The sequence below is a fragment of the Cysteiniphilum halobium genome, from assembly GCF_003574425.1.
Classification (GTDB): Bacteria; Pseudomonadota; Gammaproteobacteria; order Francisellales; family Francisellaceae; genus Caedibacter; species Caedibacter halobius.
In genome coordinates, this window is sequence record NZ_QLIU01000064.1 from 1 (window position 1) to 24,993 (window position 24,993).

24 protein-coding genes, 1 tRNA gene and 1 rRNA gene are annotated in these 24,993 nt (G+C 37.5%); 14 read left to right on the top strand and 12 right to left on the bottom strand.

What is annotated here, in order from left to right:
• Positions 1-43: 43 nt before the first annotated feature.
• The 10 genes from rrf to DNK85_RS10050 all read left to right on the top strand — a co-directional run bounded on the left by rrf (position 44) and on the right by DNK85_RS10050 (position 7,704).
• Positions 44-158: ribosomal RNA gene (rrf, locus tag DNK85_RS10005) — 5S ribosomal RNA — on the top strand.
• 215 nt (positions 159-373) lie between these two features.
• Positions 374-1,171, top strand: a complete 798-nt coding sequence (map, locus tag DNK85_RS10010; protein WP_119329427.1) for a type I methionyl aminopeptidase — start codon at positions 374-376, stop codon at positions 1,169-1,171.
• Positions 1,172-1,179: 8 nt separating this feature from the next.
• Entirely contained in the window at positions 1,180-2,013 is an 834-nt protein-coding gene (locus DNK85_RS10015; RefSeq protein WP_162896668.1) for a hypothetical protein, read from the top strand.
• Positions 2,014-2,194: 181 nt separating this feature from the next.
• On the top strand, positions 2,195-2,518 hold the full coding sequence (fdxA, locus tag DNK85_RS10020; protein ID WP_119329429.1) for a ferredoxin FdxA: 324 nt from the start codon (positions 2,195-2,197) through the stop codon (positions 2,516-2,518).
• Positions 2,519-2,530: 12 nt separating this feature from the next.
• Positions 2,531-3,094 (top strand): D-glycero-beta-D-manno-heptose 1,7-bisphosphate 7-phosphatase, encoded by a 564-nt coding sequence (gene gmhB / locus DNK85_RS10025; protein WP_119329430.1) that lies wholly within the window; start codon positions 2,531-2,533, stop codon positions 3,092-3,094.
• Positions 3,091-3,834: a lysophospholipid acyltransferase family protein gene (locus DNK85_RS10030; RefSeq protein WP_119329431.1), complete on the top strand. Its 744-nt coding sequence runs from the start codon at positions 3,091-3,093 to the stop codon at positions 3,832-3,834. Before gmhB ends, DNK85_RS10030 begins: the two co-directional genes overlap by 4 nt.
• Positions 3,835-3,850: 16 nt before the next feature.
• Positions 3,851-4,741 carry a UTP--glucose-1-phosphate uridylyltransferase GalU gene (gene galU / locus DNK85_RS10035; protein WP_119329432.1) on the top strand — a complete coding sequence of 297 codons (891 nt, stop codon included), beginning with the start codon at positions 3,851-3,853 and terminating at the stop codon, positions 4,739-4,741.
• Positions 4,742-4,745: 4 nt separating this feature from the next.
• Entirely contained in the window at positions 4,746-5,336 is a 591-nt protein-coding gene (gene gmk, locus DNK85_RS10040; protein ID WP_119329494.1) for a guanylate kinase, read from the top strand.
• A 24-nt stretch (positions 5,337-5,360) separates the two neighbouring features.
• Positions 5,361-6,140 carry an autotransporter outer membrane beta-barrel domain-containing protein gene (locus DNK85_RS10045; RefSeq protein ID WP_162896669.1) on the top strand — a complete coding sequence of 260 codons (780 nt, stop codon included), beginning with the start codon at positions 5,361-5,363 and terminating at the stop codon, positions 6,138-6,140.
• Positions 6,141-6,279: 139 nt separating this feature from the next.
• Complete coding sequence (locus tag DNK85_RS10050) at positions 6,280-7,704, top strand: SLC13 family permease (RefSeq protein WP_119329434.1); 1,425 nt, start codon at positions 6,280-6,282, stop codon at positions 7,702-7,704.
• Between the two features lie 87 nt (positions 7,705-7,791).
• On the opposite strand, the gene DNK85_RS10055 is transcribed toward DNK85_RS10050, so the two are convergent.
• From DNK85_RS10055 to DNK85_RS10090, 8 genes are all read right to left on the bottom strand, one after another.
• Positions 7,792-7,867, bottom strand: a tRNA-Asn gene (locus tag DNK85_RS10055).
• Positions 7,868-8,092: 225 nt separating this feature from the next.
• Positions 8,093-9,085, bottom strand: coding sequence for an inositol oxygenase family protein (locus DNK85_RS10060; RefSeq protein ID WP_119329435.1), 993 nt, complete (start codon positions 9,083-9,085; stop codon positions 8,093-8,095).
• 21 nt (positions 9,086-9,106) lie between these two features.
• Entirely contained in the window at positions 9,107-10,495 is a 1,389-nt protein-coding gene (locus tag DNK85_RS10065; protein ID WP_119329436.1) for a sugar porter family MFS transporter, read from the bottom strand.
• Between the two features lie 137 nt (positions 10,496-10,632).
• Positions 10,633-12,033, bottom strand: coding sequence for a glucuronate isomerase (uxaC, locus tag DNK85_RS10070; RefSeq protein WP_119329437.1), 1,401 nt, complete (start codon positions 12,031-12,033; stop codon positions 10,633-10,635).
• Between the two features lie 37 nt (positions 12,034-12,070).
• On the bottom strand, positions 12,071-12,622 hold the full coding sequence (locus DNK85_RS10075) for a bifunctional 4-hydroxy-2-oxoglutarate aldolase/2-dehydro-3-deoxy-phosphogluconate aldolase (RefSeq protein ID WP_119329438.1): 552 nt from the start codon (positions 12,620-12,622) through the stop codon (positions 12,071-12,073).
• A gap of 4 nt (positions 12,623-12,626) precedes the next feature.
• Positions 12,627-13,589 (bottom strand): sugar kinase, encoded by a 963-nt coding sequence (locus tag DNK85_RS10080; protein ID WP_119329495.1) that lies wholly within the window; start codon positions 13,587-13,589, stop codon positions 12,627-12,629.
• 1 nt (position 13,590) lies between these two features.
• Positions 13,591-14,775, bottom strand: coding sequence for a mannonate dehydratase (gene uxuA / locus DNK85_RS10085; protein WP_119329439.1), 1,185 nt, complete (start codon positions 14,773-14,775; stop codon positions 13,591-13,593).
• A complete protein-coding gene (locus DNK85_RS10090; protein ID WP_119329440.1) occupies positions 14,772-16,235 on the bottom strand; it encodes a mannitol dehydrogenase family protein in 1,464 nt (487 codons plus the stop codon). The genes uxuA and DNK85_RS10090 overlap by 4 nt, the downstream gene beginning before the upstream one ends.
• 216 nt (positions 16,236-16,451) lie before the next feature.
• Here DNK85_RS10090 and DNK85_RS10095 point away from each other — a divergent pair, with 216 nt between their 5' ends.
• Together DNK85_RS10095 and DNK85_RS10100 are read left to right on the top strand one after the other, a co-directional pair.
• A complete protein-coding gene (locus DNK85_RS10095; protein ID WP_162896670.1) occupies positions 16,452-17,696 on the top strand; it encodes an MFS transporter in 1,245 nt (414 codons plus the stop codon).
• A gap of 4 nt (positions 17,697-17,700) precedes the next feature.
• Positions 17,701-19,203 carry an MGH1-like glycoside hydrolase domain-containing protein gene (locus tag DNK85_RS10100; RefSeq protein ID WP_119329442.1) on the top strand — a complete coding sequence of 501 codons (1,503 nt, stop codon included), beginning with the start codon at positions 17,701-17,703 and terminating at the stop codon, positions 19,201-19,203.
• Positions 19,204-19,242: 39 nt separating this feature from the next.
• Here the strand turns inward: DNK85_RS10100 and DNK85_RS10105 are convergent, their stop codons facing one another.
• From DNK85_RS10105 to DNK85_RS10120, 4 genes are all read right to left on the bottom strand, one after another.
• Positions 19,243-20,955 (bottom strand): NAD-dependent malic enzyme, encoded by a 1,713-nt coding sequence (locus DNK85_RS10105; RefSeq protein ID WP_119329443.1) that lies wholly within the window; start codon positions 20,953-20,955, stop codon positions 19,243-19,245.
• A gap of 123 nt (positions 20,956-21,078) precedes the next feature.
• The gene (locus tag DNK85_RS10110) at positions 21,079-21,561 is read right to left on the bottom strand and encodes a DUF494 family protein (protein ID WP_119329444.1); all 483 of its coding nucleotides are present in this window, start codon (positions 21,559-21,561) and stop codon (positions 21,079-21,081) included.
• A 9-nt stretch (positions 21,562-21,570) separates the two neighbouring features.
• Positions 21,571-22,644 carry a DNA-processing protein DprA gene (gene dprA, locus DNK85_RS10115; protein ID WP_235842425.1) on the bottom strand — a complete coding sequence of 358 codons (1,074 nt, stop codon included), beginning with the start codon at positions 22,642-22,644 and terminating at the stop codon, positions 21,571-21,573.
• Positions 22,634-23,230 (bottom strand): hypothetical protein, encoded by a 597-nt coding sequence (locus DNK85_RS10120; RefSeq protein WP_162896671.1) that lies wholly within the window; start codon positions 23,228-23,230, stop codon positions 22,634-22,636. Before DNK85_RS10120 ends, dprA begins: the two co-directional genes overlap by 11 nt.
• Positions 23,231-23,537: 307 nt before the next feature.
• Here DNK85_RS10120 and fkpB point away from each other — a divergent pair, with 307 nt between their 5' ends.
• Together fkpB and ispH are read left to right on the top strand one after the other, a co-directional pair.
• Entirely contained in the window at positions 23,538-23,981 is a 444-nt protein-coding gene (gene fkpB / locus DNK85_RS10125; RefSeq protein WP_119329447.1) for an FKBP-type peptidyl-prolyl cis-trans isomerase, read from the top strand.
• Positions 23,981-24,976: a 4-hydroxy-3-methylbut-2-enyl diphosphate reductase gene (ispH, locus tag DNK85_RS10130; RefSeq protein ID WP_119329448.1), complete on the top strand. Its 996-nt coding sequence runs from the start codon at positions 23,981-23,983 to the stop codon at positions 24,974-24,976. The genes fkpB and ispH overlap by 1 nt, the downstream gene beginning before the upstream one ends.
• The last annotated feature ends 17 nt before the right edge of the window (positions 24,977-24,993 follow it).

Below are 24,993 nucleotides of genomic sequence, written 5' to 3' on the forward strand. Positions count from 1 at the left end.
TACTCTATGATAGATTGTTAGAGCTTTCTAAGAAGCTTAAGATTTTGGCGGTAATAGTGTTTAGGTACCACCTGACTCCATTTCGAACTCAGAAGTGAAACTGAATAACGCCGATGATAGTGTGGCATTCGCCATGTGAAAGTAGGACACCGCCAAATTATTCAACATTGAAAGACGATGGCACATCGCAAAACAATACCAATTCAAAAGGCTCCTTAGGGAGCCTTTTTGCTTTGTGGCATACGACTTTCTTAAAATATATTCACATAACGATAATAAAATTAATGCTAGTTTTTTGCTTTAGATTGAAATGTAACAATCAATACATGTACAATATGACGCTTACTACGCTAAAGATAATATAATCCAACTCATGAGTAATATAATTTTAAAAACACCTGAACAAATTGAAAAAATGCGTGTGGCAGGTCGTTTAGCGGCTGAAGTATTAGATATGATTGAGCCGTATGTTGTGCCTGGTGTAACAACGGAAAAACTCGATCAAATTTGTCATGACTATATTGTTAATAAACAGCAGGCGATTCCTGCGTGCTTGAATTACCGAGGATTTCCGAAATCAGTGTGTACTTCGATTAATCACGTGGTATGCCATGGCATACCTGCAGAAAAAAAGCTTAAAGCAGGTGATATTATAAATATTGATGTGACAGTTATTAAAGATGGCTTTCATGGTGATACTAGTAAAATGTTTTTTGTTGGTGGACGCGAAAAAGTATCAATACTGGCGCAGCGTCTAACAGATGTAACTTATGAATGTCTTGTTAAAGGGATTGAGCAGGTCAAACCTGGCAATCGCTTACATGATATTGCACAAGCGATTGAGAAACATGCCAAATCACATAATTTCTCTGTAGTGGAGATGTTTTGTGGTCATGGTATTGGCCAAGGTTTCCATGAGGACCCGCAAGTTTTGCATTATGTGTCAAAACAAACACACGAGCATAAATGTTTGCAAACTATCTTACAACCGGGCATGACATTTACCATTGAACCGATGATCAATGCTGGTAAGAAGCAAGTAACTGTATTGCGTGATGGCTGGACGGCTGTAACCAAAGATAAGAGTTTATCAGCACAATGGGAGCATACTTTGGCAGTTACTGAAAATGGCGTTGAAATATTGACAAAACGCAGAGATGAGAGCATTTAAGGTAATCTATGTTAAGTCAATCTCAGGTCAATGAAGTATGCCGGATGCTAAAACGCGATGGGCAGGAAATCACGATTGCCAAGGTGCGTAAATTACTTAATAAGCATTATTCTTTTTTTGATGTGGCAGATAAAGTACTTTTATATAAAGAAGATGCTAAAAAGGCGGAAAAGGTTGCCAAGGAAGAACTAGTGCAATCTCCTGAAAAAACAGTGCAAGGTCTAGGCTCTGTGATTGATAAGGTATTATTATCCTATGCCTTGTGTGAGCACAAAGACATTGTAATTAATCTTAAGGAAAAGTTGCAAGCTTATATCGATCAAGAAATTAAAGCAAAAGTACATAAATATGAACATGAGATAAAAAAGTTACGCCAGAAGAATGATCATCTGGAGGTTAATTACTATGGCTCTAAAGCAAAGTTTGATCAGCTTATTCAAGAGCAGAAATTATTAAAAGAACAAAGCTATCTGTTGCAGCAGCAACTGCAAAAGGCGCAAGTATCAAAAAATCATCGTGTTACCGAAGAAAGTAAACAACAAAGGCCAGCACAAGTAAGAGACTATCAAACGCAAATGACTTTATTAAATGCAGACTGTTGTGCGGTATATGATGTGCAAAAACAAAGTATTGTTGTGAAAATGCCACCAAAGCATAAACTAGAGCGCGAGTTCCAAAAAGGCATACATAGTATTTATTTGCGGGCAAATACCGTTTATGACTTTGCCACTAAATTTTGGTTTTTAGATCAATTTGAGGCAAAGACAATTAATTTATTGGTGCGTAATAATTTTGTGATTTCAAAAGAACTTGCTTATGTCTTACAGAAGTTGCAAGGTTGAGTATGAATAAAACTTTTAAAACTTTGCTTAAATGCTATACCCAATATAAATCATTTTGCGGTGTCTAGTTGCAAAGTAGTTTATCAAAAGCATGCAAAATCCAAAGCAAAAAAACGCTGTAAAATGGTTTGTGGTGGGTATAAAATGTTGACGTTTTAAGAAGCTAAAAAGGTGTAAGTAGATGGCATTTGTAGTAACGGAAAGTTGTATTAAATGTAAATTTGGTGACTGTGTTGAGGTGTGCCCGGTTGATTGTTTTTACGAAGGTGAAAATATGTTGGTAATTAACCCTGATGAGTGCATTGATTGCGCACTGTGTGAGCCGGAATGCCCTGTCAACGCCATCTATTCAGAGGATGAATTGCCAGAGGATCAGTTAGAGTTTGTTGAGCTTAATCGTGAATTATCACAAGAGTGGGATAATATCACAGAAAAATGTGATCCACCTGAAGATGCAGATCAGTGGCGTGATGTTAAAGACAAGCGTCAATATCTTATTAAGTAACTGATATTTTATATGATAAAGCAAATAAAACAAATAGCACCAAAACTTGTTATTCTTGATCGTGATGGCGTTATTAATGAAGATTCGGATGGTTATATAAAATCAGTGGATGAGTGGCAACCGATCTTAGGTAGTATTGAAGCAATTGCGAAACTTAAAGCAAAAAATATTCCTGTGGCGGTGGCAACTAACCAATCAGGTATTGCACGCGGACTTTTTGATCTTGAGACACTCACAAGAATGCATGATAAGTTATATAACCTATTAGCTAAAGATAAAGATGCGATCAAGCATATTGCCTTTTGTCCGCATATCCCTGATGCGCATTGTACTTGCCGCAAGCCACAAACTGGGATGCTTGATGAGATTAGTCATAAACTTAATATTGCATTAAGTCCTGAGGTGTTTTTTGTCGGTGATAGTTTCAAAGATATCCAAGCAGCAAAAAAAGCAAATTGTACGCCTATTTTAGTTAAAACAGGTAAAGGTTTAAGGACCTTAGCAAAGCATCAAAATGAACTAAAGGACGTAATGGTGTTTGATAATTTACAGCAGTTTGTGGAGGCTGTGATATGAGTCTGATAAAAGGCTTGTGGTATGGAGTATTATGGATAAGGCAAATTGTCTTTGTTGTTTATATTGCAATATTAACCATTATTCTAGCGACATTGACGGTTGTGCTTGGGGTGTTAAGACTGCCAATTAGTGTGCGTTTAATCCCTGCGAAAGTATGGTCAATATTAACACGCTGGGGTTTGTTGGTATTTCTTTGGTTACGTGTTAGAACAGAAGGTCGTGAAAACCTTTTAAAAGAACCATGTGTTTATGTTTGCAAACATCAGTCATCATGGGAGACTATAGTGTTTCATGGCTTATTGCATAATGTGTGTTTTGTGCTAAAAGAAGAACTTTTAAAGATCCCTCTTTTTGGCCAGGGTTTAAAGGCTGTTGATAGTATTCCAATCAATAGAAAGCAAAGCTTAAAATCCTTTAAGAAAGTGCTACAAATGGGTAAAGAGCGTCTAAAATCAGGCTTAAGTATCGTGATATTCCCAGAAGGGACACGCGTTCCTGTTGGTAAATACCCTAAGTTTCATAAAACGGCAATTACACTAGCAAAATCAAGTGGTGCGATGGTCGTGCCTGTGGCGCATAACTCAGGTAAGTTCTGGCCAAATAAGGCGGGTTTAATTAGGCCAGGCACTGTTACACTATCTTTTGGACAGGCAGTTTCACCAAATGACTTAGCTGTTGATGAATTAAATGAATACTGCTATCAATGGATTAATGACAAAGTTAAAGCCATTGGCGGTTAGAGGAAGGAGGAAATAAATGAAGATTACAAAAGCGGTATTTCCTGTTGCAGGGTTAGGCACGCGTTTTTTACCGGCAACGAAAGCATCGCCAAAAGAAATGCTAACAGTGGTTGATAAGCCCTTAATTCAATATGCGGTTGAAGAAGCCATTGAAGCGGGCATCAATGAACTTATATTTGTAACTAGTACACATAAGCGTGCGATAGAAGATCATTTTGATAAGAATTTTGAGTTGGAATATAACCTTGAGCAAAAAGGTAAGTTTGAGCTTTTGGAAACGGTACGTAATATTTTACCTTCTGGTGTTAATTGTGCATATGTGCGGCAAAAGGAAGCGCTAGGTTTAGGTCACGCTGTTTTATGTGCCAAGCCATTAATTGGTAATGAGCCTTTTGCTGTCTTATTAGCTGATGATTTGATTGATAATGCTAATGGCCAGGGTGCTTTATCACAAATGATGAATCAATATTATTATCAAAAATGTGGTGTGATTGCGGTACAAAATGTGCCAAAGAAAGACACGGGGTCTTATGGGATTGTCAAAACACGTGCTGACCAGAGTATCGAAGCGATTGTTGAAAAGCCAGCACCTGAGAAAGCACCGTCCACTAATGCTGTGGTTGGTCGATATATATTGCCAGGAGAAATTTTTGACTATCTTGAAACGATTCCTAAGGGTGCAGGTGGTGAAATTCAATTAACTGATGCAATTGCAAAATTGATTGAAACACAACGACTTGTAGCACACAATTTTGAAGGGACACGTTATGATTGTGGTGATAAACTTGGTTTTCTTATCGCCAACTTTGAGTTAGCAACCCGTGATAAGTTATTGGGCAAAAAGTTTATGGCACACGTGCAGACAATGCTTGGTGCAAATACAGTGAATGAACTATCGGATCATTGATGCAATGAGCAAGTTAGGTACGGTTTACATTGTTTCTGCTCCTTCGGGTGCCGGAAAGACATCATTATTAAAAGCACTTATCGAAACGAATAACGATGTTGCGGTTAGTGTATCACATACGACGCGTCAAGCGCGACCACAAGAAATTGATGGTCAGCACTATCATTTTGTCAGCAATGAAGTATTTGAACAGATGATTATAGAGGATAATTTTATCGAATATGCCAAGGTGTTTGACCATTACTATGGAACGTCCAAAGCATCTGTTAATGCATTAACACAAAAAGGCTTAGATGTAATCTTAGAGATTGATTGGCAGGGTGCAAGACAAGCCAGAGAGGTTTTTAAAAATAACTGTGTCAGTATTTTTATATTACCACCAAGCTTAGAGGCTTTGCATGAGCGTTTGGTTAAACGTGGGCAAGACACACAAGATGTGATTGAAAGGCGTATGCAAGATGCACAAAATGAAGCATCGCATGCCAATGAATATGATTATATTATCATTAATGACAATTTTAATGAGGCATTAGCTGATTTGCGAGCATGTTTTCGTGTGCAAAAGTTAAAATCTCATCTAGACTACTGTTTGTAAGCTTATCAATTAGGGAGAATACTGATGATAAAAAGGATAATCGCTTTTTCAGCGATTTTATTAATGGCAATAAATGTTAATGCAACTTGTGGTATTGATAAGGTGGGCTGTTCATTGTTTTCTATCTCACCTATGGCAGGATATTATAGTTATCGTGAGCCGGGACTCATGAGTATCAAAGGACCAAGTTTTGGTTTGGATGGTAATTATCAGTATATTGATCGCAATAAAGTGACCTTGATTGTCGATGGACAGCTGGGTTTTGTCAATGGAAAATATGATGGACGCCTTTTAAATGGTCAGCCCTTTCAGATGGAGAATGATAATAGCTACATCTTAGGTATTACACCAAAGTTAGGGTATGTTTTTTCATGGCAAAGAGCAGGGTTAAAACTGACACCTTATATTGGTTTGGGCTATAGGTATCTTCATAATGATTCCAGTAATAACTCAGCAGGATATTTGCGTATTTCAAATTATTTTTATATCCCCGTAGGTGCTGACATCTCATGGCACATGAATAAATTTATTATTCAATCACGTCTTGAGTTGGATGGGCTGATTCATGGTACTCAATACTCTGGCATTGATGGAGGGATTAGCAATCAACAGCGTGAAGGCTGGGGCGCCAATGGTTATATACTTTTGGGACGTGAGCAAGGTGGCTGGGCATGGCTTATTGGTCCGTATATTAAATACTGGAAGGTGCAAACATCAGAAGTTGCTTCAGGAAATACCAATAAATGGATTGAGCCAGAAAACAATACTGTAGATATTGGCTTGATGATTAAGTTTATCTTTTGATTATATAGCCAGAAGCTTTGTTAAAAGGCGTATGTAATAATTCCCTGCAAATGGGTAGATATGTAAAATCATTAAAAGCGCTGGAAAAAACTCCTGTGCTCAACTATTGTTTATAGACAGTGGTTTATGAGTATCATCTATGCATCAAAAAGAAATAGAATTACCCACTATCCCAAGCATTCTCTTGTGTACCTTAGCTGCTGTGGTTATTTATTTTGTTGCACTTTATTTGCCGTTTGGACATTTTAGCGAAGCTGGAAAGCATGCGTTTGCAGTATTTTGCGTGGCTGCTTTTTTATGGATTAGTAATATTTTTCCATTGGCGGTTACGGGTATTATTGTACTATTTTTATTACCGATGTCAGGTGATATCTTCTCACAAGATGTTTATAGTTACTTTGGTAACTCAGCAATTTTTTTCGTCTTAGGTGCTTTTATTCTAGCAAGTCCGGTGATGCGTTCAGGACTAAGCAAGCGCTTTGCGATTACGATTATCGCTAAGTTTGGCACAGGGTCAAAAAGATTGTGCATGTCGATTTTTGTACTAGCAAGTATTATGGCATTTTTTATTAGTGAGCATGCAGTAGCGGCAATGCTATTGCCAATTGTGCTTGAAATTGTAACGGCAGCAAAGGTTGGTAAAAAAAGTCGCTTTGCTTTTGCGGCTTATATGGCTATGGCGTGGGGAGCAATGATTGGTGGGACTGCGACTTTATTAGGTGGCGCGCGTGCACCATTAGCCTTGGGAATATTACAAGATACCTTTGCTAATAATGCTAAACTTGCTCACGCAAGCCATATTGGTTTCATTCAATGGAGTATATGGGTGATTCCTATTGTGATTGTTATGCTAACGTTAGCAAGCATCTGCGTGTTAATTGCAGCACACAAAACCGGTGCTAATATTCAATTAGCACGCGAAACATTAATGGCGCATAAAGAGCAAATTGGCAAGATCACAAAGCGCGAGGTTTTGACGCTTATCGTTGTACTATTTACGATTTTGCTATGGGTGTGTTACGGCACTGCATGGGGGCTAGATTGGATTGCTTTTTTAGGTGTTATTATTGCTTTTAGCTTACGGATTACCAATTGGAAAGAAGTTGAAAAGGATGTACAGTGGGGCATTGTTTTAATGTATGGTAGCGCAATTGCTTTAAGTGTCGCCTTACGTAACACAGGGGCTGCAGCAGAGATGGTACAAATAATTATGCGCTTGGGTATTGAGTCTCCTTTGGTTATTCTCATTCTGCTTGTGGTGTTAGCGGCTATATTAACAGAGATTATGAGCAATGCCGCTTCAGTTGCCGTTCTTTTGCCGATTGGGTTAGCTTTATCTGTAGAGTATGGCATTGATCCTCGGGTGGTGACAATTGCCATTGCCACAAGTGCAGGTTTAACATTTATGCTCCCGGTTAGTACGCCTGCGATGGCGTTGGTTGTGCACTCTGATCATGTGAAAATTCATCAAGCAATGGCATGGGGTATTTGGCTTAAATTAGCAGGTATTATTGTTATTACAATGGCAATAATGCTCTATTGGCCGTTACTAGGTGCTTTTTGATCAACTTGATAAAATCGCGGGAAATGCAGGGCAAGAAATTCTGTAAAATGGTTTATGATGGGTATATAAGTTAGAAGCTATTTTAGATGGCTCCCCGAGACGGACTTGAACCGCCGACCCAGTGATTAACAGTCACTTGCTCTACCGACTGAGCTATCGGGGAATGCTTTAACGAGAGGGGATTCTATAGCCGATGCGTTTGGGAGTCAATAGCTTTTATTTAAAAAAGAGAATATTTATTAAGTTAGTGATAACAGAGTCATTTTTCATGGTGCGTTTTGCATACTTAAAAGACAAAAGAAGGTCTGAATATCAGATCACTTTGATAAAATTCGAGTTTAAGAATAGGTGATTGTCAGACACATACTTGGTAACTCTATACAAAAGGTTACCATGAGATTTTAGACCGTGGTATATATTTATTTAGGAGCGCTTTATATTTCGCTTCTAAAACTTCCTTAGGTGGAAGCTCAGGAAGTTTTGAATACAAGTCTGCTTTTTGAAATGCTTTTAAAAGTGGTAATAAGTGCCAATCTTTTTCGGATGCAAGCATCTGGTAGCCATGACCACCAGTTTGAGGTGTGTGCCAAGGGTAGAATGAATGATAACGTAGAATATAAAGGGATTCATCGGGAAGATTACTTCCCTTTTCAGCTACCTTATAGATATATTCATCATGTCCAAAGCTCATGTCGACTTGATCAAATCCACAAAATTTTGGATAGGCGCCAAAATGCGTATCTGAGGTCATATTATATATGTGGTAATCTGAAGACGACTTATAGTAGTTCTTATGCGAAAATACATTTTGAGGCTCAAATGGACAGGCAACGGGAAATGTGTCGCCTACAACAGACCATTGAGGTAACGCACCATAATCTGCTAATGTCATAATTTTTCCAAGGTCATGGATAAACCCAGTTAGAGGAAGCCATGACCAATCTTCAATATATGCATAGAGATTATTTAATGTAGCCTTTTCAAGATATAATGCTTGATACTTTTGAGGTAGGCTATCCCATTCATGGGAGCGAAATAAACCTTTGATACTTATATTGTCTTTTAGTTGATAATTGCTCTTTAGAAATTTATTTTGTACAGCTTCTGCCGTTTGGTAAGCATGTTCAATTTGTGGCAAATCATTGTCTGGGTCGCTCTCATCATGTACATTCTCTAAGAGTTTAAACACTTCATAAACATCCATCTGTGGGTGAGGTAAAGCATAGTATTTTTGCTTCATTTTATGAACATATTCTCGTGTTTGATTTTCGTGCATCATGCGGTAGGTTCGCTCAACACGTTCTTGAAATAGGCTATCTTCATAATTTCTAAATTCGCCAAAGCTATTATCACTTGGAGTCTTTGTTAACGTGGCTGACATAATGATTTCCTCGTTCTATATTTATTGTATGGCATTACCTAGGTTTTTTAGTTTTATTCCGGAGTTTAGATTGTCTTCAATGGTTTCTAATTCAATATTTTTTGTCTCAGGGACAAAAAAGTATGTAATAACACAGCAAATAATTGCAACAAGAGCGTATAGACTAAAAGTAGTTGAAACACCAAGCTCATTTAAAATTGTTAAAAAAGTAGCTGCAACAACAAAGTTTGCTAACCATTGAATGGATGTAACAAAGCTCATGCATGCGCCACGCACATCAAGTGGGAAAATCTCTGAAATAATTAACCAAAAGAGTGAACCAACACTAACACAATAGCCAATAACATAAACGATTAAGCAAATAAGCGCCATATATGCCACTAAGGTTGAGCTGGTAGCGTTATGTAAAAAGTAGCTCATTAAAAGTAAGCTAATTGCGGCTAGAGCAGATCCAATAAATAGAAAAAGTCGTCTACCAAGTTTATCGATAAAGATAATTGTTACGACAGTAAAGACGAAATTAACCATGCCAAGAACCATAGTCATAAACATTTGTGTTTCATTGCCCTTAAAGCCAATACTTGCCATAATGTGAGGTCCATAATACATTACAGTATTAATGCCAAAAAACTGTTGGAATACGCCAAGACCAAGGCCTAGATATAAAACAGGCCTTACTCTTTTGCTAAAAATAGCTTTAAAGTTAGCTTTATTAACATTCAATGTATTCTCTAAATGCTTTAGCTCATGTAGTGCTTCTTCTGCGGTATTTCTAATCTTATTAAGTGTTTTATGTGCCTGCTCTTTTTTGCCTTTAGAAACAAGCCACTTAGGAGAATAAGGCATAAGGATCATTCCAGCAAAGAGTAAAAATGCAGGAATTATGCCGGATAAAATCATAGCTTGCCAATTGCCTGTCGTGGTGAATGCATACCCAATCATAAAGGCAAGTACTTGCCCTCCGGTTAAAAAAGCGCCATTCCATAATACGAGAGATCCTCTGTTTTTAGGTGGTGCAACTTCAGCAATAAATAGTGGTGCTGCGTATGATGCAATACCAATAGCAAAGCCAAGAATAAAACGCCCTACAATAATCATTTCAATGCTTATGGGAAAGGCGGCAATAAGTGTTCCTAGAATAAATACGATGCCTGTCGTTACCATGACTCGCTTTCGACCAAACTTATCTGTAAATCGACCACTTAATAAGGCGCCAAAGAAAGCGCCCAGTACACAGAAGCTCACAATCAATTCGATTTGCCAGTTAGTAGCAGAGAAATCCTGTTGGATAAATGTTGTAGCACCTGCAATAATAGAGGTGTCAAACCCAAATAATAATCCCCCTAAAGCGGCAACAGCAACAATTAAAATAACATAGCGGTTAAGCTTACTAACTTCTTTTAAAGACATTTAGACTCCCCATAAATTTTCAAAGCTATTTGATTTTATCCAATTTGAAATTAAATTACAAATTACTGACGAGCAATGTAATTAAGTGAATTTTATTTTCTTTGTAGCATTAAGTTGCGCGTTTAAAGGATGCGCTTTTAAAGCTTAAATAAGCGCTTGGATTGATGATAAGTGATATCTGTAGCAATGCGCTGAGCATCGTTAAAGGATATGCGTTCATTGACTACTTGCTTTGCAAGGTAATGACTATCAACTCGTCTTGCAATATCATGCCTTACTGGAATAGATAAAAGTGCTCTAGTGTCGTCAATAAAACCGGTTGTATTATAAAAACCAGCGATCTCTGTTGTTGCCTCCCTAAAACGCATCATGCCTTCGGGAGAGTCATTAAACCACCATGGTGGGCCTAAAAATACGCTAGGATAATGTCCAGCTAGTGGGGCAAGCTCTCTAGAGTAAACAGATTCATCCATTGTAAATAGAATAAGCCTAAAATTTTTATCATTTCCCACTTTGTTTAGCAAGGGATAGAGCCCATTAACATAGTCACATTTTTGAGGAATGTCACAACCCTTATCATGGCCAAATTTAGTCTGAATATATCTATTATGGTTACGCATACACCCAGCATGAATCTGCATGACAAGTCCATCATCAGCTGCCATTTTCGCCATTTCAGTGAGCATTTGTCCGCTGAAAGTGCGTTTATCATTCCAGTCGGCAGTATTATGAATAATGCGTTGGAACAAACTCTCAGCCTGTTGCTCTGATAAGTCAAAACTTTGGGGAATACTTACACCATGATCTGTTGCTGTTGCTCCATTTTCTTTAAAATATAACCGCCTTTGGCGTAGAATATCTAGAAATGCTTTAAAGTCAGTTATTTCAAAGTCAAGTGATTCGCCAAGCTTATGAATATTCTGATGAACTGGGTGAAGCTCAGGATTGGTAACAGTATCTGGGCGAAATGTTGGAATAATTTTACATGAAAAAGGATTATTACGAATCAATTGATGGTCATAGAGTGTGTCATCGATATTATCAGTGGTAGCAATTACTTCAATATTATAGCGTTTACAAATACCTTGAGGTAGGAACTCATCTTTTTGTAAGGATTGGTAGATATGTTGATAAATTGAAGTAGCATTGTTAGGTGTTAGAGTTTCATCAATACCAAAAATTGTTTTTAGTTGGGCATCAAACCAAAGTCCTACTTGTGTGCCTGCAAATAAATACCAGTGCTTTGCAACACTTTCCCATATAACATGAGGGTCTGTTTCACAGTTGCTATTATCTTTGGGTTGAATACCAAAGTCTTCTAATTTTAACCCTTGGGAATAAAACATACGATAAATATAATGATCAGGTTTAATAAGGAGTTCAACTGGGTTACTAAAGGGTTTATTTTCAGCAAACCATTTAGGGTCAGTATGACCGTGAGGACTTACAATGGGTAAGCCTTTAATGTCATGATAAATTCCAAGTGCGATCTCACGCAATCTTTGCTGTGAGGGAAAAAGTGTCATATCTGTAAACATAAAATGCCTTTATATTAAGATGGATTTAATTAATTCTTTAAATAGATGAGCTACCTATTGCAATAACATTATCAAGTGATAAATAGTCTGACTTATTGTGTTTATTAATGCCCCCTGTGGCGCAAAATTTCATTTTTGGGAATACGCTTGCATAGCTTTTTAATACTTCAAGACCGTTCATTGGTACTGCCGGGAAAAATTTAGCGCAGTGTATGCCAAAGCTCTGTAATGTCATAATTTCATGCGGAGTAATCGCACCAGGCAAATAGGAAATGTTATTCTCCTTGGCATAGTTTAAAAGATCAGGAATAAATCCAGGAGAAACTTGAAACTTTACGCCAATTTTGTGGCAGATGCTCATTTGCTCTACAGAGGTAATTGTGCCAACACCAATCGTGAACTCTGAAAAGGATGTGTCTTTAACAATCTCTCTTAGAATATGAAGTGCGTTTTGTGATCTAAGTGTGAACTCAACAATACGTATTTGCTTATTTCTGAGTTCTTCTAAATATTGATAAGCTGCGTCTAATGTCTCAATTGATGCAACAGGGATAATAGAGTGCTTTTTGAGTGTCTCAATAAGATTCATAGTATTAGACCTCTTGGGTATATTTTTGTAGTTGTTGGCAGTATTTTTTTGTAATGCTTTTATCAATAATGGCGCCTTTATGCTGAATAATTTCGGCTGCAAAGCTTTGGGCAAATCTGCATGCGGACTCAATATCTAATTGGCAAGATAGTGCAGCAAGGTACGCACTATTAAAACTATCTCCAGCAGCTGTGGTATCAACTGGCTGTGATACTATTATCTCAGGAGTAATAGAGAGTAATTGATTATTATGATAACAAAGTGTTGGCATTGGACCTTGCTTAATAACAATATCTTTGATGCCATAAGCCTTGTAGCGCTTCAATGTATCAAATGAATCATTATCTTTAAAAAGAAGTTTTTCATCATCAAAAGTCGTAATGACCAAATCGCAAAGTGGTAAAAATTTATCTAAAGTAGCATGGGTCTCGCTTGGGTTTTGCCAGCATTTAGGGCGATAGTTTAAATCAAAAATAATACGCCTATTCCCAAGCTGCTTATGCGCTGATAACCAGTCAGACAATACTTTTAGCTGTATAGCATCCCAGCGTGAAAGAGAAATACCAGATAAATAAATATCGTGATAGGACTGTGAAAGTTGCGCAAGCATTTTTGGCTTAGTGTATAAAAAAAGTGATCTTACAGGTGCGTTGTCACGCCAATAGTAGAATGACCTTTCGCCTTTACCATCGGTTTGGATCGCATATAAACCAGGTAGCATATTTGGAATTTGAATGATTGAAGTCGTATCAATATGCTCGTTTTGAAAGCTATCAATTAAGTTATTTGATAATACATCATTGCCAAGTGCAGTAAGAAAGCCAGTCTTATTTGAAGTTAGCCGACTATAATATATGGCTGTATTAAGGACGTCACCACCATAATTTAATTGGCTATTTCGCTGAAATGAAAGTGATCCGCTTAACTCCAGCATGCATTCGCCAACAACTAATAAACTTCTGTGCATGTCAATTACTCTCAAGTTCTCTTGCCACAGCATATGCAACACCTCGCACTTCTGCAAGACCCTTTAAGCGACCAATACATGAATAACCGGGATTGGTTTGTTTATGTAGGTCATCTAACATCTGATGTCCATGGTCAGGCCGCATATAAATATTGTGTGAGCGTTTTTCTATATTTAGGATTTCTTTGACTAATGCATACATATCGGTATTACCATCTAAGTGATCTGCTTCGAAAAAGCTGCGATCGTCTTTACTTAAGCGTACATTTCTTAAGTGCGTAAAATAAATACGATCTCCAAATTCTTTGGCAAGTGCTGGTAAGTCATTATCTGCGCGGGCACCAAGAGAGCCGGCACATAGTGTAATACCATTTGCTTTAGAAGGGAGTTTTTTAAATAACCAACGATAATCTTCAGCAACAGAAATAACACGCGGTAGGCCAAAAATTTCAAAAGGAGGATCATCTGGATGGATGGCAAGTTTTGTCCCAACTGATTCTGCTACGGGCAAAACACGCTCCAGGAAATAACATAAATTCTTTTTAAGTGCTTCTCTTGAAATAGAGTGATATTCATCAAGTGCATTTTGAAAGTCTTGTATTGAAAAGCTTTCTTCTGCTCCTGGAAGTCCTGCAATAATAGTTTTAGTTAAAGTCTCTTTTTGCTCATTGGATAAGGAAGTGTAATACTCCAGAGCCTTATTTTGAATGCATTGACTATAATCTTTTTTTGCATTTGATCTCTTTAAAATATGGATATCAAAGGCAGCTAGTGCTTTTTCATCAAAAGAGAGCGCCTTTACACCATTTGGTAGTTGTAACGCTAAGTCTGTGCGAGTCCAATCTAAAATGGGCATAAAGTTATAGATGATTAAGTGTATCCCACAATTTGCTAGATTTTTGATACTTTGACAGTAATTGTCGATGAGTTGATTACGTGTTGGGAGTCCCTTTTTAATTGCTTCATGTACCGGAACTGATTCTACTATTGACCATTGCAGGTTGGTAGCGCCATGATATTGAGAATGAGAAACTTCATATTGACGTTTCTTAATCTCACTCACTGGCCATACTTCTCCGTTAGGGATATGATGCAGGGCAGTTACAATGTCACTGACACCTGTTTGCATAATATCCTCTATTGAAACAGGGTCTGCTGGTCCATACCAGCGCCAGGATTCTATCATTGTTTCACCTTAATTAATTCTCTTGTTGTACTTATATTTTCCAATAAATCTTGAATACAACTTAGTGTACCTTGCTGCTTAATAGATTTAATGTAGTTGAGGACTTTTTCTTTAAGCGCAATATTTTCTCTAAGACTGCTGGAGAAAACTTTGTCCAATGCGAAATAGTGTTCAACGATCTGGTATGCATTGGTGTATGGATTGTCAAAAAAGCCAAATTGATGCTTCAGTGGATCATTAACCATAAGTATATTGCCATGATCATCATACCCTTGAGTAAATATAATCCATGCTGCAATACCTAAAGCATATAAATCATAGTTTTGTTGCTTATCAATTAGTTGGCACAAGTTATGCAGCCATCTTTGAGGAATTTTCTGAGAGCCATCTGCAGCAATTTGTTCAGTCTGGTGTGCTAGATGGGGGTTTTTAAAACGCTTAAGCAATTGATTTCGGTATTCCATAAGAGAAACTTCCTTAGGTAACCTTTTCACAAGTGGTGCAGCAACTGTTGTCATATAATAATGGATGAGATTATAAATAAGAGGGTTGTTAATTGCATCACACACAGTTTTAAAACCAGCAAGTGATCCTAAATATGCAATAAGGCTATGAGCACCATTTAACATAGTAAGTTTCATTGATTCAAATGGAGAAACATCATCGACAAATTGTACACCCACGCTCTCAAGAGGCGGCTTGTCACTGGCAAAATTATTTTCGATTACCCATTGACTGAATTTCTCTGTTATGACTGGTACCAAATCAATATAGTCAATGTGCGCATGAACTTTCTTGAGGTCTTTATCAGTGACAGCAGGAACAATCCTATCAACCATTGATGAGGGAAATGTGCAATGTGTTTTTATCCAGGCGCTAAATTCAGAATTAATTTTTTGCGCAAATGAAAGGATGGCTTGCCTGAGTATTTTTCCATTATTAGGCAAGTTATCGCAGCTGATGAGGGTAATACCTTTTTGATGACTTGTATAACGTTTATAAAGTCCCCAAACGGTGACCCCAATAGCTGTTTTTGGTGATTTTTTGTTATTTATGTCATGAATAATATCAATGTGGTCTATCTGAAAAGTGTTATCTGACAGATTAGCATAATAACCTTTTTCAGTTACAGTGTAAGTAATAATTTTTGTAGAAGTATTAGCGATATAGTCAATTAACGCGTGAGATTTACCCTCTCCTGCAAATAGCGCTTTTTCTAGTGCGTGAATTTGATTGCAGATGAGATGACTATCGTCTTCTTCCAACAAGGTATATCGACAGTTTTGTTGATTTAAATGATCAATTAATGTTTTATTGCTACGAATGGTTGCGCTAATGTAGTGCCATGTGGGAGATGCTTTACTTTTATTTGTAGTTTTTAACAACTCATTGAAGTAGTAAAGTTGGTGCGCACGATGAAAAGCGCCAAGCCCAATATGGACGGCATAAAAATGATTCATATTGTCATAACATTAAAGAAGCATTGAATTGTAATTTCAGTATATACTGATTTGTTAGGATTTTACAAACGGCGTTGCAAGCAAGTTAGCTTAATAAAATAGCTCAATCCAAATCTACAAAGAATTAACAGAATTATATAGGAATGACCAATGCTATTTGATAGCATGAAGCTTGCTTTTTAGTAATTTAGTTACATTAGTATGCAAGGGGGTTGTGTGGGGAATAATATCAATAAGCTTAAGTTGGTTATCACTTTTATTGCTCTTAGTATATTGACGTGCGGGTTGCCTATTTATGTTATGCAAGCCACGGCTTATTTTCATATATCAACTATTGAAGCAGGGTCATTAGAGAGTTATCAAAACATTACAGGAATTCTCGCATCATTCGTAATTTTTGGTTTCTTGTTGCGTTATGGCTATAGAAGGTCAATTATTGCGTGTATGGGGGTGTTGGTTGTATTTGCTTTTTTAATGCCGATTTGGAATGGAATATGGGCAATACGCTTGTATCTGATTTTAATCGGTATTGCTATGGTTGTCATGAAAGTAACTGTTTATTCTTCGGTGTCGCTTTTGATTAAAGATGCTAAAAAACATGCAAGTTTCTTAAACTTTGCTGAAGCAATATACACCCTAGGGTCAGTTGCTGGTATGTGGATGTTTTCAGTTTTCATTCGCAAAATGCCAGCGCATTGGATGAATGCCTTTTGGTTAATAGGGGTGATTTGCTTAGTGGTGTTATTACTTTGGTTACTGACTGATTTCCCCAAGATTTCAGTGGATAATGCGGAGCATGTGTCAGTAAAACAGCAGGCAAAAATGTTTGTCCCGATCATTTGTAGTGGCGCTAGTGTATTATTTCTCTTACTATTATTTTGCAGTGAAACACTAGAACAAGGTGTTGGCTCATGGCTGCCTTATTTCTTTCATGGACAGTTTCTCATGACACAAGCATTTGCTGCAAAGTTAGCAAGTCTTCTGATGTTTGGGGAATTAATTGGGAGAGTTTTTGGTGGTATTGTATTGCGCTTTATTCGCTGGGACTATTTTTTTATGGTCATGTTTTTTATAGGCTTTGTGTTTATTGGTACTGCAGTTAAAACTATGCCTAGCGAGCTAAATGCTATCACAACCTGGTCAGCAGTTCCATGGAATGGCTATGCACTTGTTGCAATTGGTTTTTTTCTGGGACCAATTTATCCGACTATTATTTCAGCATTGTTAATAACACAAAGGAAATCATACCATGCAATTACGATGAGTTTAGTCATGATATTTACTGCATTATTTGATAGTGTATCTTCAAAATTACTGGGCGTTTTAATGTACTTAACAAGTGATCGAATTGCATTTGCTCTTGTGGTTATTCCATGCTTTGTGCTGTTCTTTAGCTTTATTCATTTATATTATAAATCTGCGCATAAGAACAAATATGTATATATAGAGAAAGGTATGTAACTCCATGTTTAAATCGACCTACATTCACAATCCTTTAGTCAGTGAAAACCTATTTCGAAATCATCAATATTATATACAGGATCTACCTGATTTTAAAACAGCTAAAGCAAAGCTGCCAGTTATCTTTTGGGAGGGACATCAAACGTATGTAGAGTGCTATAATAAAGCGTGGGAAATTGCGTTCTCTAATTTATGTCAGCCGACTAAGGAAAGTGGTTTTATTAGTAACTTTATTGATACGGCTTACAACGGCAATCTATTTATGTGGGATTCAGCCTTTATGATGATGTTTGGACTTTATGGTAGAAGAGTCTTTAACTTTCAGGGAACTCTTGATAACTTCTATGCTAAACAGCACCCAGATGGATTTATTTGCCGAGAAATCAAAGCACAAAATGGTGCAGATCAATTTCATCGTTATGACTTAGTAAGTACAGGGCCTAACTTATTTCCATGGGCTGAATGGGTATACTTTGAGCAAACAAATGACCTTAAACGTTTAGAGAGCATCTTTCCAGTACTAGTGGCTTATCATCAGTGGTTAAAACATAATAGAACTTGGAAAGATGGTAGTTATTATGCCAGTGGCTGGGCAACAGGTATGGATAATCAGCCTAGATTGGAAAGAGGGTATCATTGGAATTTTAGTCATGGGCATATGAGCTGGTTGGATACTAACTTGCAGCAAATTTTGTCGGGTAAAATATTAATGAAAATAGGTGAAGTGATTGAGCGTTGGCAAGAGATCGAAGATATTATGGATGAAACAGAGATCTTAGAGCGATATGTTAATCAATATATGTATGATTCAAAAACCGCCTTTTACTATGATAGATTAAAAAATGGCTCTTTGAATGATGTAAAATCAATTGGGGCATACTGGGGACTTGTTAGTGAGACTTTTCCAGCAGATAGAGTAAAAAAGCTTTGCGATTATCTTGAAGACCCGGCGATATTTAATCGACCGCACCGCATCCCGTCACTGTCTTATGATCATCCAAAATATCAGGAATATGGACGTTATTGGCAAGGTGGGGTATGGGCTCCTACAAATTATATGACCTTAAAAGGGTTAGAGAAGTATAATTATCAAAAACTTGCTTTTGAGATTGCTAAAAACCATTTGGATAATGTTGTTTCTATATATAAACAGACAGGTACATTATGGGAGAATTATGCTCCTGAACATATTGTGGCTGCAAAACCCGCAAAGCCAGATTTTGTTGGTTGGAGTGGTATTATTCCTATTGCTGTTTTATTAGAGAATGTGTTTGGAGTCCAGCCAGATGCTCCACGAAATACGATTCATTGGCATGTGCAATTAGTAGAAAACTATTTCTCTATAGATAACTACCCTTTTGCTCTAGATAATACAGTTAAGCTAAGCTGTAATACAAAAAATATTGAGAACGGTTTTCCTGCAGTTATTGTGAAGTCACAGAAGCCTTTAACAGTAAAGCTATATTATAAAGGGAAAGAGAGAGTCTTTGAAAGTGAGATCATTTAACAAATTTATTAAGTATTGGTAATGGTAGAAATATTGTGATTATAGGCGCTTCAATGGGTAATAATGAGGGATCCATTGTGCGTTGCTAACGAGTTTTTCGACTTCAGACTCTTTAGCCTTGATGCTTGATAACCCTTCTCTAACTGCTTGTTTGGCAACGGCAATAGCTACAGCTTTACTAACAATAGTAGCATCATGAATTGGTGGTAACACAGGGTTATTGACGGACTGATGTAGTGGTGAGAAGTTAGACAATGTCTGACTGGCAACGCGGATCATACCATCAGACATTTTTGTGGCTTTAACAGCGATAGCCCCCAAACCAAGTCCTGGGAAAATGAATGCATTATTGCCTTGTGATATTTGATAGGTTTTCCCCTGATATACAACAGGTGTAAATGGGCTGCCAGCGGCAATAATGGCTTTGGCATTTGTCCAATGGATAAGATTCTCAGGTGTGGCCTCACAGTGTGAATTTGGGTTTGATAACGGCATGATAAGCGGGCGCTCAATATTTTGTGCCATTGTTGTGACAATAGGTTTATTAAAAGCGCCTTTAACCGTTGAACAACCGATTAAGATCGTTGCTTTGGCGTTTTGAACGACCTCAAGCAAGGAAATATTCTGAGGATTGCTAATATTCCAATCTTTGAGTTGCTTTCTTGATTTAGCATAAGGCTTTTGAAAGTCTGGTAAGTTGGGCATGTCTTCGATAACCAAACCGAGTCTATCAATGATATAAAAGCGATCTAAAGCTTGCTTTCTGGTCATGCCACTGGTAATAAAAGCATCAAGAATCTGATCCATAATTCCACATCCTGCGGTCCCGGCACCAAACATCACGACTCGATGATCACTGAATTTTGTTTGTGTGGCTTTGATAGCTGAAATCACATTAGCCGTAGCGACAATTCCTGTGCCTTGCATATCATCATTGAAAGTACAAAGTTGATTGCGATAGGTTTCTAAAATGGTGCGCGCGTGATCTCGGCCAAAATCTTCCCAATGCAAATAGACATTAGGAAAGTGCTTCTTAACACTAGTGACAAACTTTTCTATGAATTGATCATATTTTTTGCCTGTGATTCGCGGATGACGAGCCCCAAGATACATTGGGTTATCTAGTAGCTTTTGATTATTAGTGCCAACATCAAGTTGTACAGGTAGCACATTAGTGGGATTAATCCCAGCACAAATAATATAAACCATCAGTTTGCCAATACTGATGTCCATACCACCAATGCCCCAATCACCAATGCCAAGTACGGCTTCACCATCAGTAACAATAATAAAGTCAATCTGTTGATTTTTAGCGATATTACCTAGAATTTTATCCATTTGTTTTTGTTCATCATAGGCAAGATACACGCCAGCTGGACGTCGAAATTCGCTAGAGTATTGCTCAACTGCGTCACCAACTGTTGGTGTATAAACAATGGGTAAAACTTCATCAATGTGTTGTGAACAAAATTTATAAAAGAGTGTTATATTGCTATCATGCAATGTGTGAAGAAAAATGTTTTTCTGAATATTATCATTTTTCTCCTGAAATTGGCGGTAGACTCGCATAAGCTGTGATGAGAGACTTTCGATTTGTATAGGCAATTTACCGAGTAAATCAAATGCCTCGCGCTCTTCTTTGGTAAACGCAGTCCCTTTATTTAACAGTGGATTGTCCATTAGTGCACGCGCGGAAAGTGAAGTTTGAATTTCTTGCGTTTGCCCATCTTTATTGGTGATAACTTTAAACATATCAGCTCCTTGCTATTTTGACATTACGATATGAGTATAGATTTATAAATGATAAGTGCAATGTTTGTTGGACAGTTAAAATAAGAAAAGAAAGTGGTGTTAAGGAAAAGTAGAATAATGTGATTAATGAGTACGAAAAGATCTTATCAACATTTCATCAACAGGGATAAAGCTATCAAAGACCTCATCTTCTTGATTGGCAATTGTCATCTCAAACACCCACAAAAATTGCTCTTCGGTAATCGTATGTGTACCAAGCGACATAATTTGTTCAATAATAAACTCAAGCTCATGTGACTTAATGTCACCTGTTAAATATGATTCCAGTAGGAAACGTAAACTTTCCACGGGGATAATCGCCTTTTCTTGGCGAGTAAAAACACGCACAGTTTCAGGATGATAATCCACTCTTGGTTCATCGTTGAATTTACTAAAGCGTTCAATCCAAGACAATGCCCGATCAATTGTTTGTGGTGTGAGTCCAGCTTTTTGCAGCTCATGTAATATCTCTTGTGAGTCTGTTAATTTGACCATATCACCATCGAAATAGGGCAAATCACTAAACAGCGACATGAGAACTTGTAGTATAGGGGCTTTATTGTTCATGTTACCTTATTAGAGTCGTTTATATCCACCAGGAACAGCACCAATAAGTGCTTCCATCTCAAGCTCAAATAGTATGCCAGTTATTTTTGCATATGTTAAGTTGGTCGTGTCAATAATTTTATCAATTGTGGTGCAGTTAGAGCCTATGCTATCAAAAACAAGCTGTTGCTCAGAAGTGAGTAATAAGGATTGTTGAAAAGGTGCCTGTAACTCAGTGAGTGTTGATCTAAGATTAAGCTCATCAATAATGTCATCTGCCGAACTAACAAGCTTTGCACCCATTTGAATGAGTTTATGACAGCCATGACTTTGCTGATGAAATATATTACCAGGAATGGCAAAGACATCGCGATTTTGTTCAAGGGCATGCATAGCAGTGATTAGTGATCCACTTTTGTGTGCTGCTTCAATCACAACAACACCAAGACTTAAGCCGCTAATGAGACGATTTCTTTTGGGGAAATGGAAGCGTTTGGGTGTTTGCCCTAATAAAAATTCAGAAATGATTAATCCTCGAGATTGAATTTGTGCATAGAGGTTACGATTTTGTGCGGGATAACACAGATCAACTCCAGTGCCTAGCACTGCAATTGTGTGGCCATTTTGATTAAGTGTTTCCTGGTGTGCTAAAGTATCAATGCCAAGTGCCATGCCGCTATTGATGGTTAGCTTTGCCTGTACAAGGTCAGGTATAAGTGCTTTGATGCACTCACTACCATAAAGACTTGCTTGACGTGTGCCAACGATAGCAAGTTGTAATGAACTAAATAAAGAAATATCACCAATGGCATATAAGCTTAGTGGTGGGTTGCTGATTTGTTTTAATTGTTTAGGAAATGCTGAATCAGTTAGGTGAATTAAATGATGTTTAGAAGACAATGCAAGCCATGTATTGATTTTCTTAAGATAAGAGAGGAATTTCTGTTGTTGGATAAAGTCAATTGCCTGTTGGCTTAAGTTTAGAATATGTTGATAAAGATGTGGCTTAGCAAGAAAGTCATCCATACCAACTTGTAGGCTGGCAAGCTTTTGGTAATGCTTAAAAGAAAAACCAGGAATAGTGTGTAAAACACTAAAGCTCATGTTTGACATGGTGCTTTGGTAGTTGAGTTAATACCGTGCTACCAATCATTACCTCCTGTTTGGCATCAGTCACAAGAGCAATGGCGTGATGGCTGGCAATACGATAAATGAAACCTTGGCCTAAAAACTGTCCAGGGATTGCATAACCATTTACTTCTCTGGTAGGTGACTCAAAATAAATACGCATGCCCATTTTAAGTCCTGCGTTTTGCCCGGTATTGATCAAAACGGATTGATAAGTTCCTGCAAAGTCAGCTTCTCCTTCTAATTGTGTTACTTTACCGACAATATTAGTATTAGCCATAATTTCATGATCAGGCAACTTTGTTTGTACCAAGTCAGAGGGTAGCACATAATCACCAATTTTAATCTCTTGGGTTATGCTGATAATATGCATAACTAATGTTCCTTTATAATTGCCCGCAAACTGTGCTTTGCCAAGACGTTTGAAAATGTAGTCGTATTTATCCTTAGCATAAGGAATACTGTTTACATGTGAAAAAATGTAATAAAATGGTGTTTCATCGGTTTTAGAAACATAAACTGTATCGCCTAAGCTTACCAGTTCTCGTTCTTTTTTTGACATAATAATTTTGCCGACCTTGTTTAAGGGGGTGTCAGATAAGTAATGGTTACTAAAAAATATATGATATTTTTCATATAAAGATTTGGCATGTAGAGGTTTGATTAGGAGTATAGCAAATAATAAAAAGGCAATAACCAACAGCAATTTGTGTGGAAAAACGATCGGCTGCGCATTTCGCGCCAAGGAGTATTTGTGCATTTTTTATAAATCTCGTAAAATGTGCGCGTTAGTAATATGCTAAAACTCTAGCCTAGATGTTGGAGAAAAGCAAAAGAAGCATAAAAAATGAATGAAACAAAGGAATTACATGAAAATACAAAGAGATAGCTTTGTAAAGATGCATTTTAAAATCCGTTTAAAAGATGGTTCAATTGCTGAAGATACAAAAAATTATGATCGCCCATATGTTTTTCAAATGGGTAAGGGTACATTTTCAGAAAAAGTAGAAAGTGAGCTGCTTGGCTTAGATGTTGGTGTTAATCGCAAGATGATGCTGATGCCTGAGGATGCATTTGGCCAAAAACATCCAGCAATGATTTATGAAGTGCCAAAAAAGAGATTCCCAGAGGATATGGCGCTAGAAGAAGGTCTTATTATTGCTTTCTCGCAAAAAGATGGTACTGAATTGCCCGGCGTGATTGTTGGTATCCATGAGTATGATGTGACGGTTGATTTTAATCACCCATTATCTGGTCAGGTTATTTTGTTTGATGTTGATATCTTAGAAGTTTCAGATAAGGAATTTGCCTAATGAAGATTATTTTAGCCAACCCACGAGGATTTTGTGCGGGTGTGTCACGTGCTGTTGATGTTGTGGAGCGCGTATTAGCTTTAGAGCCGCACCCTGTTTATGTGCGCCACGAGGTGGTGCACAATCGTGCGGTGGTTGAAAGTCTTAAAGAAAAAGGAGCTGTTTTTGTTAAAGAATTAAATGAAGTTCCAGATCATGCAGTGTGTATTTTTAGTGCGCATGGCGTCTCTCAAGCGGTAGAAGAGGAAGCTAAAAGCAAAGAGCTTAAAATTTACGATGCAACTTGCCCATTAGTTACTAAAGTGCACAGAGAGGTACAAAAAGCTAGCAATATCGGTGTCGAGTGTGTGCTTATTGGTCATAAAGGGCATCCCGAGGTTGAAGGCACACTTGGGCAATATAAAAATAACTATAGTCAAATATACTTGGTTGAAAATGTCGATGATGTGGCAAATCTAGATGTGCAAGATCCAACAAGACTTATTTTTGCAACACAAACAACCTTATCGGTCGATGAAACCAAAGATATCATTGCTGCATTAAAGCTAAAATATCCTACTGTGAGCTCGCCAAAAAAAGAAGATATTTGTTATGCAACGCAGAATCGTCAGAATGCGGTTAGAGAGTTGGCTAAAGAGGTTGATATTCTCTTAGTGGTCGGCTCTAAAAATAGTTCCAACTCAAATCGCTTACGCGAGTTAGCTGAAAAAGAAGGGGTGAGTGCTTATCTTATTGACAATAAAGATGATATTAACCTTGCGTGGTTTGCTGGTAAGCATAATGCAGGTATTACAGCAGGAGCCTCGGCACCAGAGTATTTGGTGCAGCAAGTGGTCGGTTTTTTACAAGAACACTTTGCTGATGCTTATGTTGTGGATTTTGAGGGTGTCAAGGAGGAGGTCATTTTTCCACTACCAAAACTCCTAAAACAAACTAAGCTTGGTGGTGTAAAAAATACTAATGCTCATCAAGAGACTAAAGATGCCAATAAATAACGTGTAAGGAAGATGCG

Coding starts and splice junctions, on each gene's coding strand:
- map (WP_119329427.1), top strand. CDS start 374: ATGAGTAATATAATTTTAAAAACACCTGAACAAATTGAAAAAATGCGT.
- DNK85_RS10015 (WP_162896668.1), top strand. CDS start 1,180: ATGTTAAGTCAATCTCAGGTCAATGAAGTATGCCGGATGCTAAAACGC.
- fdxA (WP_119329429.1), top strand. CDS start 2,195: ATGGCATTTGTAGTAACGGAAAGTTGTATTAAATGTAAATTTGGTGAC.
- gmhB (WP_119329430.1), top strand. CDS start 2,531: ATGATAAAGCAAATAAAACAAATAGCACCAAAACTTGTTATTCTTGAT.
- DNK85_RS10030 (WP_119329431.1), top strand. CDS start 3,091: ATGAGTCTGATAAAAGGCTTGTGGTATGGAGTATTATGGATAAGGCAA.
- galU (WP_119329432.1), top strand. CDS start 3,851: ATGAAGATTACAAAAGCGGTATTTCCTGTTGCAGGGTTAGGCACGCGT.
- gmk (WP_119329494.1), top strand. CDS start 4,746: ATGAGCAAGTTAGGTACGGTTTACATTGTTTCTGCTCCTTCGGGTGCC.
- DNK85_RS10045 (WP_162896669.1), top strand. CDS start 5,361: ATGATAAAAAGGATAATCGCTTTTTCAGCGATTTTATTAATGGCAATA.
- DNK85_RS10050 (WP_119329434.1), top strand. CDS start 6,280: ATGCATCAAAAAGAAATAGAATTACCCACTATCCCAAGCATTCTCTTG.
- DNK85_RS10060 (WP_119329435.1), bottom strand. CDS start 9,085: ATGTCAGCCACGTTAACAAAGACTCCAAGTGATAATAGCTTTGGCGAA.
- DNK85_RS10065 (WP_119329436.1), bottom strand. CDS start 10,495: ATGTCTTTAAAAGAAGTTAGTAAGCTTAACCGCTATGTTATTTTAATT.
- uxaC (WP_119329437.1), bottom strand. CDS start 12,033: ATGTTTACAGATATGACACTTTTTCCCTCACAGCAAAGATTGCGTGAG.
- DNK85_RS10075 (WP_119329438.1), bottom strand. CDS start 12,622: ATGAATCTTATTGAGACACTCAAAAAGCACTCTATTATCCCTGTTGCA.
- DNK85_RS10080 (WP_119329495.1), bottom strand. CDS start 13,589: ATGCACAGAAGTTTATTAGTTGTTGGCGAATGCATGCTGGAGTTAAGC.
- uxuA (WP_119329439.1), bottom strand. CDS start 14,775: ATGATAGAATCCTGGCGCTGGTATGGACCAGCAGACCCTGTTTCAATA.
- DNK85_RS10090 (WP_119329440.1), bottom strand. CDS start 16,235: ATGAATCATTTTTATGCCGTCCATATTGGGCTTGGCGCTTTTCATCGT.
- DNK85_RS10100 (WP_119329442.1), top strand. CDS start 17,701: ATGTTTAAATCGACCTACATTCACAATCCTTTAGTCAGTGAAAACCTA.
- DNK85_RS10105 (WP_119329443.1), bottom strand. CDS start 20,955: ATGTTTAAAGTTATCACCAATAAAGATGGGCAAACGCAAGAAATTCAA.
- DNK85_RS10110 (WP_119329444.1), bottom strand. CDS start 21,561: ATGAACAATAAAGCCCCTATACTACAAGTTCTCATGTCGCTGTTTAGT.
- dprA (WP_235842425.1), bottom strand. CDS start 22,644: ATGAGCTTTAGTGTTTTACACACTATTCCTGGTTTTTCTTTTAAGCAT.
- DNK85_RS10120 (WP_162896671.1), bottom strand. CDS start 23,230: ATGTCAAAAAAAGAACGAGAACTGGTAAGCTTAGGCGATACAGTTTAT.
- fkpB (WP_119329447.1), top strand. CDS start 23,538: ATGAAAATACAAAGAGATAGCTTTGTAAAGATGCATTTTAAAATCCGT.
- ispH (WP_119329448.1), top strand. CDS start 23,981: ATGAAGATTATTTTAGCCAACCCACGAGGATTTTGTGCGGGTGTGTCA.